This window comes from Streptomyces mangrovisoli, from assembly GCF_000974985.2.
In the GTDB taxonomy this organism is placed as follows: Bacteria; Actinomycetota; Actinomycetes; order Streptomycetales; family Streptomycetaceae; genus Streptomyces; species Streptomyces mangrovisoli.
Map to the genome: position 1 here is coordinate 114,331 of NZ_LAVA02000046.1, position 12,846 is coordinate 127,176.

A 12,846-nucleotide genomic window follows, 5' to 3' on the forward strand; every position below is an offset into this window, starting at 1 on the left:
GCCGACACCGGGCCGTCGGCGCCCAGGCCGGATCCGTGACGTTCGTACCGGGCGACGAACCCGCAGGAAACACCGTCCACGTCCTCGCCCGCGCCTCGAACGGCACCCTGAGCGCAGCGAGGACCGGCGCCAACTGCCCTTCCACGCCTATCAGTTGCTCACACACCACGCCGTACGTAATCGATTAGAGAATCCCCTCCCGCACCGTCGACGAGTTCTCATATAGTGGCGCCCACTGAGCAGACCGCGACCGATGTCGACTCAAACCCTGTCACTCAAACGATGACGAAGGCTGTTCCGTGCCGTCCTCCACCGGCTGGCCGACATCGACCTCGCGGTGTCCGCCGACTTCCTCGTCCGTCGCCCGTCACTCTGGCTGCGGGGACTGACCGAGCTCCCCGTTCGGTGCACCCCCACCCCTTCACCGAAAGGCACACGGCATTGACGACTTCCACCGGCGCGAGCCGGATCGCGCTGGATCCGTTCGTCACCGACCTGGAGGGCGAGAGCGCACGGCTGCGCGCCGCGGGGCCGCTGGCCGCCGTGGAACTGCCCGGCGGCGTTCCGGTCTGGGCCGTCACCCATCACGCGGAAGCGAAGGCTCTGCTGACGGACTCCCGCCTGGTCAAGGACATCAACGTGTGGGGTTCCTGGCAGCGGGGCGAGATTCCCGCGGACTGGCCGCTCATCGGCCTGGCGAACCCCGGCCGGTCCATGCTCACGGTGGACGGCACGGACCATCGGCGCCTGCGCACTCTCGTGGCACAGGCGCTGACCGCGCGCAGAGTGGAGCACATGCGCGATCGGATCACCGATCTCACCCACCGGCTGCTGGACGAGTTGCCGACCGACAGCAGGATCGTGGATCTCAAGGCGGCATTCGCCTACCCGCTGCCGATGTACGTGATCGCCGATCTCATGGGGCTGGAGGAGAGCCGACTGCCGCGGTTGCAGACGCTGTTCGACAAGTTCTTCTCCACACAGACGCCTCCCGCGGAGGTTCTGGCGACGCTCACCGAGCTGGCCGCCGTCATGGCCGACACCGTCGCCGAGAAACGCGCCCGGCCGGGCGACGACCTGACCAGTGCGCTGATCCTGGCATCGGACGAAGGCGACCGCCTCACGGACGAGGAGATCGTCTCCACCCTCCAGCTGATGGTGGCCGCAGGGCATGAGACGACCATCTCGCTGATCACCAACGCCGTGGTCAACCTCTCGCGCCACCCCGAACAGCGCACCCGTGTCCTGTCGGGCGAGGTGGGCTGGTCGGCTGTGGTGGAGGAGACGCTGCGCTGGTCGACGCCGACCTCCCACGTGCTGATTCGCTTCGCCGCCGAGGATGTTCCGGTGGGTGACAAGGTCATCCGTGCCGGGGAGGCGCTGATCATCTCGTACGGGGCGCTGGGCCGGGACGCGCAGGCGCACGGGCCGACCGCCGGACTGTTCGACGTCGGCCGGCACTCCGGCAACCGGCACATCTCCTTCGGGCACGGCCCTCACGTCTGCCCCGGCGCGGCCTTGTCCCGCCTGGAGGCGGGGGTGGCGCTGCCCGCGCTCTACGCCCGCTTCCCCCGGCTGGACCTGGCGATACCGGTGTCGGAGCTGCGGAACAAGCCGATGGTGACGCAGAACGATCTGTTCGAGCTGCCGGTCCGCCTGACGCCCGCAGCTGACACGGACTGACACCACGCCCATCCGGACCGGGTCTCGAACCCGGCCGGGTGACCGGCCCGCCCACCGCGCGACGGGCCGGCCCTACGGCAACCACCTCGGCGCGCGCAGGCAGGCGGTGACCGTCCGGTGAACCAGAACAGATGCTCCTACGCCACGCGCCCGCGTCGACACCCGACGTCGCACCGCACGGCGCTCCGGGCCCACGCCGGCGTCGGCACCGGCGTCTCCTGGGATCGCTTCCCTGGGAGTGTGCCCGGAGCTAAGGTGACGCCGCAGAAGGAGCGTGAGCGGGTGCGGGTCACCATGGCGGAGGTCGCTAGCGCGGCCGGCGTCTCGTCGGCGACGGTGTCGTACGTGCTGTCGGGCAAACGTGCGGTGGCACCGGCGACGCGGGCGGCGGTGGAGAGCGCCATCGCCGAACTCGGCTTCACGGTCAATGCGACAGCCCGCAGCCTGCGTACCGGTCGCTCCAGTCTGGCCGCTCTGATCGTGCCGGACATCGCCAACCCGTTCTACGCGCAGCTGGCCTCCTCCCTGCAGGAACAACTGCGCGCGTCGGGCCTGCACGTGGTCGTGTGCAACACCGGAGCCGACCGCGAGGAGGAACGGGCACTGCTGGCCGAGGCGGTGCAGCAGCGCTTCGCCGGCGTCGTGATCACCCCCTTCCGGCTGCACCCGGAGGATCTGGACACACTCGCGGAGGCCGGCATCCCCGCCGTCGTCAGCGCTGACGTGTCCTTCGGCGCCGTCGACCTGGTCAAACCCGACGCACGCAGCGCGACCCTGCAGGCGCTGCAGCGCGTCACGGCGAACCAGCGCCGCCGCATCGCGGTGATCGCCGGACCGCGCGATGCGACGGGCGGCGATCCGCGCCTCGCGATGCTGCGCAGGCTGGCCCCGCAGTTCGGCATCTCACTGCCACGCGAGCTAGTGGTCCGCGGCGAGCACACACGTGACTCGGGGGCCGTGGGATTCACCGAGCTGATGAGCCGACGCGAACGCCCGGACGCCGTGTTCTGCGCCAACGACATGATCGCGGTCGGCGCCATGGACGCGGCTCACGACCTGGGCGTCGACATCCCCGGGGAGGTGGCCCTGGTGGGGCACGACGACGCCGCCTTCGCCTCGCTCGTCCGGCCCCGGCTCACGACCATCCGCTATCCCGCACACGATGTCGGCGTGGCCGCGGCGCAGTTGCTGAAGGAGCGCCTGGACGGACGCACCGCCCCCCGCACGGTACGGGTCCGGGCGCTTTTCGTCGCACGGGGCTCGGCCTGAGCGCCGGCCCGGCGTCCTCTCTACGGAACGGCAGGGGTTGCGGGGCCGGGCGCGGCCTGCCCCGCGGGCTTCCCGTTGTTCACCAGGGTGGTGTCGCCGCCGTAGTGCGCCAGCAGCCGCGGATCCATGACCCTGCGCCACAGAGGGGGAATCCAGGCGAGCACGATCATCGCGGCGTAGCCGGACGGGAATTGCGGTGCCTCGTCGAAATGACGCAGCGTCTGATAGCGGCGCAACGGATTGGCGTGGTGATCCGAGTGCCGCTGCAACTGGAAGAGGAAGAGGTTGCTGACCGTGTTGTTGCTGTTCCAGCTGTGCCGGGGGGCGACGCGTTCGTAGCGCCCGTCCGCCCGCCGCTGACGCAACAGGCCGTAGTGCTCGAGGTAGTTCACCGACTCGAGCAGGCCGAGACCGAGCACGGCCTGCAGCGTCAGGTACGGCAGCACGACGGGCCCGAAGACGGCGGTCAGGGCGCCGAAGAGGGCCAAGGACATGGCCCAGGCCGTCAGAACATCGTTGTGCGGGCTCAAGGTGCGCCGTCCACGCCGCTGGAGCCGACGGCGCTCCAGCGACCAGGCCGAGGACAGACTGCCGAGGACGGTCCGGGGCAGAAAACGCCAGAAGCTCTCCCCGCTGCGGGAGCTCGCGGGATCCTCCGGCGTGGCCACGCGGATGTGGTGGCCGTGGTTGTGCTCGACGTAGAAGTGGCCGTAGCAGCTCTGCGCGAGGGCCAGGCGGCTGAGCAGGCGCTCCGTCCGCTCGCGTTTGTGCCCGAGTTCGTGGGCCGTGTTGATCGCCACACCGGCCACCACACCCGTGGTGGCCGCGAGCCCTGCGGCTCCGATGACATCGAGGCCTTCGGACCACTGCCGGCAGGCCCAGACGAGCGCCGCGAACTGCAGCGGCAGATACAGAAAGGTGCACCACCGGTAGTAGCGGTCCTGTTCGAGGCGGCGCATCGCCGCCTCCGGAGGATTCGCCCCGTCCGGTCCCTTGACCAGATCGAGCAGGGGGACGAGCGCGAAGGCGAAGAACGGCCCCCACCACCAGAACGCCGCGACCCCGGTGAGGCGCACCAGGACTCCGGCCTGCCAGGGCAGCGTCGGAACGGCGAGGGCCAGTGGCCACCACAGTCGTTTGGGATCCCGCCAGCGCACGTCGTCGGCACAGCGGCTCATGGCGAACTCCTTCGTGGAAACGCGTGCTTCCGCCCCGCCCCGCCCGGGTTGGGGCGGAAGCACACGGTGGGGGGAGCCACAGAGTGGCAGCTTCCTCGGCCGACCGACAAAGGCGGCGTCGTGTAAATGTTCTGACGAACCATCAGATCCTGCAGAGGGGCAGCATCATGAAGCAGTCCGAAGGGACACACCACCACCAAGTGAGGCCAGATGAACCGGAATTGCACGGCATCACCCGACCGCCGGACGCACCTCGAATAGCGTGGCGCAAGCAGATGCGCCGCCGCGTTCTCGACGAGGCGTGGGCAGCGGCCGCCGAGAACGGATGGGACCGGGTGCGTGTGGCCGACCTCGCCAAGCGGGCGGAAGTGTCGCGGCCCTCCATCTATGCGGAGTTCGGTGATCGCGCGGGCATCGGCCAGGCTCTGGTGCGACGAGAGGCCGACCGTTTCCTCTCAGGCCTGAGTGGCGTGCTGCGGCGGCATCGCACATCCACCGGTCTCGCTCTTCAGGCCGGCGTCGGTTACGCCCTGGCCGAAGCGGACCGGAACCCCTTCATCAAAGCAGTGCTGCGTGCCGCGCGCGGCGGCACCGACGCCCTGCTGCCTTTCCTCACCAGCCGCCCCGAGCCGGTGCTCACAGGCGCCTGGGACCTGGTCTCCGCGTGGCTGGGCGACATCCTGCCGCAGATACCGGAGGACCGGCGCGCCGAGGCCGCCGACCTCGTGGTCCGCCTGAGCATCAGCCACATGATGCTGCCGTCCACCGACCCCGACACGGCGCCGCCTCGCGTGGCCCGGGCTGCGTGCGCGGCACTGGGTATCAGCCCGCCCACCACACCGAGGGTGTCCGTCAATGCGGAGCAGGCTCCGTCGCTCTAGGGCCTGAAGCCGAGGTTCGAAAGCACTCCGAGCCCGGCGGCGCGCAGGTGGGCCAGGATGGTCTCGTGGTGAGGGCCGACGTCGTCGCCGCGGCGGAGACCCGGTTGAGGCGGTTCTTTTCCTCGGCCGGCGGTGGCTGCCGGTGCCGCCCCTGTCACTCCAACGCCGCCTTGCGCAGCAGGATGCGCAACCTCATCGACTTCCGGCGACAACCCTCGCCGCACGTACGCGGGACCCTGGTACCCGATCAGGCGTTCCACGAGACAGCGACCGGGCGCGGTGTGCAGCGTGGCGAGCTCACGGAGAGCTTGTTCGCAGTGGGTGCACCGCTTGCGGTGCTCATCGAATTCCGGGCTGAGGCCCGAGAGCGGGGCGCGCGACTGGGCCTCCAGAATGCGCACATAGCCACGGCATTCTGCCTGTCCGCGCCCCTCGGCGAAGACCTGCAGATAGGCGCGGCGCAGTGCTGTCAGCGCACCCTCGTGGTGATAGTCGAACTCTACGAGCGCCGTGCCGGCGTACAGCGAACCGAAGTCCCGGCCGGCGGTCTCGACGTCGGTGTACCAGAGCAGTTCCTGTTCGGGCTGCGGCAGCCTCCAGAAGGCGTGCAGGAGATCGCTGCCGACGGTCCACCGCGGCACCGCCCGCCGGACACCGCCGTCGTCGATCGGCAGCAGCCAGCGGCTGAAGTCGCCCGCGAGTCGCTGGTGGCGATCATCTGCCGCCCATGCCGCGGCCAGGTCCTGAATGAGCAGAAGCAGGCTGTGCCGAACCGCGCACCGTCGCACACGCCCCGCCGCCGCATCGTGCGCGACGCTGGAGAGCGCCTGATGTGCCAGCTGGTCGGCGAACCGCTCCTCGATGACACACAGTCGGGCGTAGTGCCGTGCCGCGGGCAGGTGGCGCGTTCGCAGCAGGCGGAGAGCGTCTCTGGCGCGGGCGGCGTCGGCGGTGAGGTGCACCAGCAGGTCCACGTCGGAGAGTTCGGAATGGTGGGGCGAGGTGAAACTCTGTCTTTCCGGTTCGAGCATCTGTGCTCCCGGAGGCATCGGAGGACGACCTGGCAGCCGCCGAGTGCGCGCAGGTGCGCACCTGCGGAGGCCCCGATCACTATGGCAGCGCTTCTGCCACATGCGAGGGGACTTGCGGCTGTTGCCCGACACGCCGCATACGTACGGCCGTTGCGGACGCGGCCTCGACGCAGTGTGTCCGCGGATCCCCCGGACGGCGGTGACCAGCACGGAAGCAGGCGATTCTGCTGTTCGCGGACCGCGTTCGACACCTGGATCACGGCCTACGAGGACCCCGGGTTCCTCTCATGGCGTAATCGATTACGTGACAGGCGACAGCCTTGACAAGCCGTCAGGAGACCGGCCTCCCAGGTCCGAGACGCGCAGGACATCGACCCCTCACCATCGCCCTCCGAGGGCTGAGAGGTTTTTTCCGAAGCCATCGAACGTCAGCCGCCGTAGCCACGTATCGCTGTGTGGCCGAACCCCCCGGAAACAGCCCTACAAACGGCAGGTGGGCCATGTGGTGAAGACCATGGCACCCGAAGCCGAGGTGATCTGTGTCCAGCCGCTGGGCGCACCGGCGATGACCCACTCGTGGCACAGGCGGCGCGTCGTCACCACCGACTCGACCGACACCATCGCCGACGGTGTCGCCGGACGCCACCCCATCCAGGCCGTCCTGAACGACCTGCTCCTGGTCGCCGATGACGCTGTCCTGGTCCAGGAGGCGTCGATCATCGCCGGTATGCGGATGCTCCTCACCCATGCCGGCCTCGTCGTCGAGCCGTCGGCCGCACTCGGTGTCGCCGCGATTCTCGAAGACCCCCACCGCTTCGCGAACCGACACGTGGTCACCATCGTGTGCGGCAGCAACGTCGACGCGGACAGCTATCACCGCTGGGTCGGTGCGGCTCCTCTCCACAGGTCCTGACTCTTGCTCACTCTGCGACGTCCAGCGGCAGATCCCGGTGGAAGACGGCCATGTCCCGGCCCGGGCCGTTGTAGTCACCGACGATCTTCGCGTCGAAGCCGAGGCTCCGGTGGAAGGCGATCGAGCCGGTGTTCTCGATGGATGTGATCGCCTTCAGCTGCCGTGCGCCATGACGCTCTGCCGCCTCGGCGAACGCCGCATACAGACGACGGCCGAGACCGGTGCCACGAGCGTCGTCCCGCGTGGCGATCAGATGCACGTACCCGGTGCCGTCCGGGGTGACGAACCCGAAGACGTACCCACGGATTCCGTCTTCGGCACGGGCAACCAAGCAGGTGGAGCCGAACTCCTGCACCAGTGCCAGAAGGTGCAGCGCCCGCAGATCGCGTTCGCCCCAGTAACGGGGATGATCAGTCACCACCTGGTGGAAGTCGGCCACCCGAGCTGGAACGATGCGTATGTCCATGACGGCGATCATGTCAGGCGCCCGGACGTATCGGGCGAAGGCCCAAACGGACCGGGCGAAGGCCCAAACGGACCAGGCGAAGGCCCAAACGGACCAGGCATGGTACGGCCACCACCCCGGCCCCACCACGAAGGCTCCCGACACCAGACAGCCGCCATCGGAACATCACCGGCCCCACACCCCCGCACCTCGGCACCCGCCTCCGGCTGCCCACACCCGAAGACAACGCGTCACACAGCCGCCGCCGACCCCAGACCCCTCCTCGCCGGCAAGACCAGCCGCACCTCCACAACCCCGGCCGGACCTGTGGAGATACCATCAGCTCTCTTTGCGATCATCCAGGGGAAACTGTGCGTCGACGTCGAATATCCGTGTGTGCCGCGCTTGGCGCTCTCGCCATGGTCACGGCCTGCTCGGGCTCCGAGGCCTCCCCCTCCACCGCCTCTACCGCCTCTACCTCCTCCTCCGCGCAGTCACTGACCTCGGCCACCACACTCGGCCAGGCGGACGAGCAACTCCACCAGCTGCTGCTCGAGGCGACCGCCCAGGCCGCGCGCAAGGCAGGAGCGAGACTGATCGGCGCAGTGCGTCCCGCAGTGGAGTCCGCTCCCGGGTGCCAGGATCCGGGCACCGCGAGACACACGACAACCATGTCGATCCTTCGGGTGGGGTCCGCGGACTCCGGCCCGAAGGTCCGAGCCGACCTCCGGAAACAGGGCTGGACCATGGGCGAATGGCGCACCCAGGACCTGAAGCGCTACACGTCCCCCGGCACGTTCGGTGACTTCACCGTCTACGTCTCCTACCTCAAAGGCTTCGGCCAGACGGACGTGATCGCGAGCACCCCGTGCCTGAAGGGCTCACCGCTCACAGAGTCCTCTCTGTTCCCCCAACCCGGCAGCACCCAATCCCGGTAGACCGCCGGAGGGACACAGGACGACGAGACCGGCGAGTTGCGTGTGAGGGCCGAGGGCCGACCAGTCCGTCCCCGCACACCCCGCGCAGCAGCCGGCGGGCCGACCCGGCCAGACGCCCCGCGCAGTGGCTGGCGGGGCCACCGGGCAGACACCCGTCGGCGACAACGCCGCAGCGCTCACCGAGATCCCGTGCCGCCGTACGGTGATGCATGCCTGCCGGCCAAAGAACGCTGCTGATCCCCGACACCTTCGGCCGGTCACCGGCAGCCGGCCATGGGGCGGCACCGACTGCGGCTCCTCAGCCGTACCGGGTGAAGAGTGCCTGGAGGTAGTCCTCCAAGCGCTGGGCCAGCACAGACGACGTCAGGTCCGCCCTTCCCAGTGCACGCCAGGGCTCGGCGACCTTCTCCGCGTCCGGTGCGAAGGCCAGCGCATCCAGCACGCGCCAGTACAGGTGGCCACCCGGGTCGTCGTCGAGCACTCCGCCGACCGCGGCGTAACGATCCGCCAGCCGCATGCCGGCGGGCACTCCGTGCAGCAGCGCAAGCGCAGTGGAGCAGTGAGCCACGTCCAGGTCGGCGGGCCCCCACGACGTCTCCACCCAGTCCACGACGCCGGTGACCGCCAGAGAGGTTCCCTCTCCGGTGAACAGCACGTTCCCGGGGTGGAAATCCCGGTGGAGGAAACACGGCCGGTAGGCCGGGGGCGGACGGCGGATCACCTCCACCGCACGCTCCCACACCTGCGGCCTCCCCGAAGCCCCGGGAAGCCGCACCCGCTCCGGGCTGGTCCAGGCCTGATAGGTGCGCGGCCGGGATCCTTCTGCAACGGGCAGCCCGTGAATCGTCACGAGCTGCCGGGCAAGCAGTTCCGTCTTCCGCTCGATGTCCTCTCCGTCCAGCCTGAGGCTCCCCGGCAGCAACGACATCAGCAGCGACGGGTGGTCACAGTGCTCAGCCGCCGCATCAACACCCTGACGAACGACCGCAGCACCAGGGAGTACCGTCTGTCCCGCCCCTCGACATCCAGGCGGCGCATGTGTGACGTCCATCCCCCACGCAGCACGTCCACAGCACGAATCCGCTCCCCGGGACGCAGGCTCTGCTCCACCCACGCACGAGTGCCGGACCAGCCCAGGTCATCGACATCCGTTCCAGCAACCGCCGTGCCATCGCCGTCGACCATCACCACACCCTAACGTCTGTCCCGCAATGATCTATGAGTGAGGGAGGCGTATCGCTGCTTCCTCGCTTCCCTGCCCTATCGGGCGAGTGTGAGGTTGTGCAAACGGGCGATGCCGAGCATCGCGTGGTGGACACCATCGACTTTCAGGCGGCAGTCGCGAAGGATCTTCCAGCTCTTCAATCGGGCGAAGGTGTGCTCGACGCGGGCGCGGACCTTTCGGTGCGAGGCATTGTGTTCCTCTCGCCACGGGGGGAGTTCGCCCTGGCCGGGCTTGCGGCGGTGCGGAACGACAAGGCCGGTGCCACGGTAACCGCCGTCCGCGATCACCGTGGTGCGGCCGACGGCCGCCTTCGCGCCGGGCAACTCCCAGGCCTTGCACTCATTGCGATTGCCGGGCACCGGCCGGCCACGGCGGCCGCGAGTCGGGTGTCGGAGTCGATGACGACCTGATGGTTGGTCGAGCACCGGTAGTTCTTCGACTGCTGGGCCACGGTGTGGTCCCGGGTGGGCACCGGGGTTCCGTCCACGATCAGTACCGCGGGCTTGCGGAACCGCTTGCGAGGCTGCAAGGCCGGCGATGGCCCGCGGTGGGCGATGTTGTGGTCGGCGGCCGACTCTGAGATCCCGAACAACGGCGCAAGCTGCCGCAGCGTCAAGTCGGTGCGCCAGTAGGCGGCAACGAGCAGCACCCGGTCTTGCAGAGGTGGACTCCACGGCCGTCCCCGACGTGCGGCATCCGCGCCGTCGCGTCGCAACGAGGTGATCAATTCGCCGAAGCAGCGTGGGCTCAGCCCGGTGAAGGGGGCTGTCCAAGACGGTCCGGACGCCGTGATCACACCAACCACATGAAGATCGTCCCAGTGATGCCCGGCGTCGGCGGACGGGCTCAGACTGCGGCATTCCCGTGAGGCCCGGACGCGAAGGCCAGGATGTGAGGGACTGCCTCGCGAAGTCTGTCGAAGTGGCGATGCACGCCCTCTACCGCGACGGTGGCGTTCACACCCCACACCGTCATCCCGGCCCGCAGCCCGGCCCGCACTCCGGACGGGGCGTCCTCGATGACCAGGCACTCTTCCGGACGGGCGCCGAGCTGCTGCGCTGCTCTCAGATAGGGGACGGGAGAGGGCTTGCCCTCCTCGACAGCGGCCGCGTCCACGATCACGCCCGGCACCGGCAAACCCGTCCGCAGAAAACGGCCACGCACCCGGTGTTCATAGTTCGAGGTCACCAGCGCCCAGGACCCCAGCGGCAGGCTGTGCAACAGCTCCGACGCGCCGTCGAAAGCCGCGTAGATGCCGGAGCGAACGTCTTCGTCCTCGAGCTCGTGCAGCGTGGCCAGGCACTCACGCGGATCGTGGTCGGCAGCGACCTGCGCGAACGCCTCCATCGGCCGCGTCCGTAGAGCCACCTGGTAGACCTCGTCTGCATCCAGCTTGTACCGCTCCGCCCAGGTTCCCCAGACCCGACGTTGGTTGCTCACCGCGTCGATCAGCGTGCCGTCGACATCGAACAGGACGTACTTCATGCGGCCTTGCCGCGCCGGTTCACTGATCACGCGTCGATCATGCCAGGCGGCGGGCAGGCCATTGCGGGACAGTTCTTACAGCAGCCACCACAAAGGAGTGCCCTGAAGCGAACGGTCGCGTCCTCCCGGACGTGCGAGGGGAAGCCGAACACGTCCCGCCGTGGCACCGCCTTCCGCACCCACGCTGCCGACCTCGCAGGAATCCCATCCCGTGACGCCACGCGGGACCATGCGAACGCCGTCCGCTCGCCCGGCCGATCCCCGGGATGAACGAACCCTTTCGAGGCGGCCGGTCGCAGCCATGGCACCATGTCCGGCGTGATGACGAACCGAAGGGCCCATGCCGCGTAGACGGCCAGGACACGTCCGGACCGGCCTCTGCGGCCACCGCCAAACGCCCGGGGCGAACCCTGTCATCGACGGCCTGTCCTCGCATGCCCTGTCGGAGATCCACCGTCTCGAGCGCACCAGGAACTACCTGCACCCAGGCGACGTCGGCGCAGCCGTGCGCTTGTGGAAGGAGTACGCCCGCCGCCCCCAGCGCGAGCTGTGGCACGACTACGAGCGGGGCAACGTGCACTGGTACTGCTGCGGCAATCCCCTTCAAGCGCGTGCTCTCCTCGAGACCGTGACCCAGGCCGTGTCGCCTCGCACGGCCCGCGAACTCCGCCGGATCATCAGCCGTGCCGACGGCCTCTGGAACCCGTCACGGCCGTTCGACACGGACAGGGGTGGAAAAGACGGGCTCAGCGCAGGCCCCGGTCCCTGCGGGCGCTGAGGCGTTTGATCCGATGTTCCGCGAACTCCGGTTAAGCCTCGACCGATTCAGTGGGCAGCTACTCGACGAGCCCGAAGGCGCCCGGGAACGACGCTTGCAGGAATGCACAGCGTCCGGGATCGGTCTCGGCCATGGCCATTCCCTCGATCAAATGCTGGAACTCCGCCCTCAGGCGGACGCAGCCTCGCACCCACGGCCGGCAACGCCTGCCGACATGGCAGTCTGGCACCGTGCAGAGCGCCGAAAACGATCAGCCCGTCCCGCTGACCACCTGCTGGCTCCATTGGATCGCGATATCCACCGGTGACCAGGCCGGCGTCATGGAGGCCATGGGCCTGACCCGGCCCAGCCCGGTCACCTTCGCCGCCGCGGCCGAACACATCGACACCGAGTCCCACGACTGCACAACCCCGCAAGGCCCCGGCCGGGTCTACGTCAGCCCCGAACTCGACGGCTGGACCCTCGTCATCGGCCGCTGGTGCGACCCGTGCGACCCCGACCGCAGTGACTCGGTCCTCCGCCTGTGTACGCAGCTGAGCCAACGATACGGAAAGGCGCACGCGTTCTACTACGGCGAGCGGGGCGACGGCTCCGCCTGGCTCATCACCCTCCAAGGGACCGTCCTGCGGCGCTACTGCGAAACCGGCAACGGCGAGGACGAACTCCTCACCCTCGGCGACCCCCTGCCCTACGAGCAGGACCGGCGCCGACAACTGGGCCTGCCGCCCGTGTGGGATGCGGCGACCGAGGACGAGGAAGCCGAAGACGCATGGAAATGGGCCACCTTCGACATGGCCCCCGAGATCGCCGCAGCACTCGGGACCAGCCCGCACACGCTCGGCACACAGACCACCGTCCGCGGCACCGGCATGCTCGCCCGCACCCCCTGACCACGGACCTCCGCCAAGAACACACGCCTCAGAATGCGCAGATTCTTCGCGGCCCCGGCCCTCCGAAGCCCGCACCCTTCCAAGTTGTGCTGGTCAAGGTTCGAGTCTTCCCGCTTGGCGGTCCGGCTGC

At 69.0% G+C, this 12,846-nt stretch carries 9 protein-coding genes and 4 pseudogenes; 7 read left to right on the top strand and 6 right to left on the bottom strand.

Features of this window, described 5'->3' with window-relative positions:
• Window positions 1-304: 304 nt before the first annotated feature.
• From WN71_RS42790 to WN71_RS20610, 3 genes and pseudogenes are all read left to right on the top strand, one after another.
• Window positions 305-445, top strand: a pseudogene (locus WN71_RS42790) (cytochrome P450); the annotation flags it as partial.
• Window positions 442-1,683: a cytochrome P450 family protein gene (locus WN71_RS20605; RefSeq protein WP_046582001.1), complete on the top strand. Its 1,242-nt coding sequence runs from the start codon at window positions 442-444 to the stop codon at window positions 1,681-1,683. The pseudogene WN71_RS42790 and the gene WN71_RS20605, both read left to right, overlap by 4 nt.
• A 117-nt stretch (window positions 1,684-1,800) precedes the next feature.
• A complete protein-coding gene (locus WN71_RS20610; RefSeq protein WP_240529705.1) occupies window positions 1,801-2,952 on the top strand; it encodes a LacI family DNA-binding transcriptional regulator in 1,152 nt (383 codons plus the stop codon).
• A 20-nt stretch (window positions 2,953-2,972) separates the two neighbouring features.
• Here WN71_RS20610 and WN71_RS20615 read toward each other — a convergent pair whose 3' ends face one another.
• Window positions 2,973-4,130, bottom strand: a complete 1,158-nt coding sequence (locus tag WN71_RS20615; protein WP_046582002.1) for an alkane 1-monooxygenase — start codon at window positions 4,128-4,130, stop codon at window positions 2,973-2,975.
• A 167-nt stretch (window positions 4,131-4,297) separates the two neighbouring features.
• Here WN71_RS20615 and WN71_RS20620 point away from each other — a divergent pair, with 167 nt between their 5' ends.
• Window positions 4,298-5,011: a TetR/AcrR family transcriptional regulator gene (locus WN71_RS20620; protein WP_079177985.1), complete on the top strand. Its 714-nt coding sequence runs from the start codon at window positions 4,298-4,300 to the stop codon at window positions 5,009-5,011.
• On the opposite strand, the gene WN71_RS20625 is transcribed toward WN71_RS20620, so the two are convergent.
• The gene (locus WN71_RS20625) at window positions 5,008-6,042 is read right to left on the bottom strand and encodes a hypothetical protein (protein ID WP_046582003.1); all 1,035 of its coding nucleotides are present in this window, start codon (window positions 6,040-6,042) and stop codon (window positions 5,008-5,010) included. The genes WN71_RS20620 and WN71_RS20625 overlap by 4 nt on opposite strands.
• Before the next feature lie 493 nt (window positions 6,043-6,535).
• Here WN71_RS20625 and WN71_RS20630 point away from each other — a divergent pair.
• Window positions 6,536-6,955 (top strand): annotated as a pseudogene (locus WN71_RS20630) (pyridoxal-phosphate dependent enzyme); the annotation flags it as partial.
• A 7-nt stretch (window positions 6,956-6,962) separates the two neighbouring features.
• Here WN71_RS20630 and WN71_RS20635 read toward each other — a convergent pair.
• On the bottom strand, window positions 6,963-7,433 hold the full coding sequence (locus WN71_RS20635) for a GNAT family N-acetyltransferase (protein WP_079177991.1): 471 nt from the start codon (window positions 7,431-7,433) through the stop codon (window positions 6,963-6,965).
• 638 nt (window positions 7,434-8,071) lie between these two features.
• On the opposite strand from WN71_RS20635, the gene WN71_RS41525 reads away from it, so the two are divergent.
• Window positions 8,072-8,338 (top strand): hypothetical protein, encoded by a 267-nt coding sequence (locus tag WN71_RS41525; protein WP_143074854.1) that lies wholly within the window; start codon window positions 8,072-8,074, stop codon window positions 8,336-8,338.
• 298 nt (window positions 8,339-8,636) lie between these two features.
• On the opposite strand, the pseudogene WN71_RS20645 reads toward WN71_RS41525, so the two are convergent.
• The 3 genes and pseudogenes from WN71_RS20645 to WN71_RS20655 all read right to left on the bottom strand — a co-directional run bounded on the left by WN71_RS20645 (window position 8,637) and on the right by WN71_RS20655 (window position 11,048).
• Window positions 8,637-9,523 (bottom strand): annotated as a pseudogene (locus WN71_RS20645) (phosphotransferase family protein).
• Window positions 9,524-9,598: 75 nt separating this feature from the next.
• Window positions 9,599-10,368, bottom strand: a pseudogene (locus tag WN71_RS20650) (transposase).
• Window positions 10,369-10,409: 41 nt separating this feature from the next.
• Window positions 10,410-11,048, bottom strand: a complete 639-nt coding sequence (locus tag WN71_RS20655; RefSeq protein ID WP_107469706.1) for an HAD family hydrolase — start codon at window positions 11,046-11,048, stop codon at window positions 10,410-10,412.
• A 1,008-nt stretch (window positions 11,049-12,056) separates the two neighbouring features.
• Between WN71_RS20655 and WN71_RS20660 the strand changes: the two genes are divergently transcribed.
• A complete protein-coding gene (locus WN71_RS20660) occupies window positions 12,057-12,716 on the top strand; it encodes a hypothetical protein (protein WP_240529706.1) in 660 nt (219 codons plus the stop codon).
• Window positions 12,717-12,846: the final 130 nt, after the last annotated feature.

Coding starts and splice junctions, on each gene's coding strand:
- WN71_RS20615 (WP_046582002.1), bottom strand. CDS start 4,130: ATGAGCCGCTGTGCCGACGACGTGCGCTGGCGGGATCCCAAACGACTG.
- WN71_RS20625 (WP_046582003.1), bottom strand. CDS start 6,042: ATGCTCGAACCGGAAAGACAGAGTTTCACCTCGCCCCACCATTCCGAA.
- WN71_RS41525 (WP_143074854.1), top strand. CDS start 8,072: ATGTCGATCCTTCGGGTGGGGTCCGCGGACTCCGGCCCGAAGGTCCGA.
- WN71_RS20655 (WP_107469706.1), bottom strand. CDS start 11,048: ATGAAGTACGTCCTGTTCGATGTCGACGGCACGCTGATCGACGCGGTG.
- WN71_RS20635 (WP_079177991.1), bottom strand. CDS start 7,433: ATGATCGCCGTCATGGACATACGCATCGTTCCAGCTCGGGTGGCCGAC.
- WN71_RS20620 (WP_079177985.1), top strand. CDS start 4,298: ATGAAGCAGTCCGAAGGGACACACCACCACCAAGTGAGGCCAGATGAA.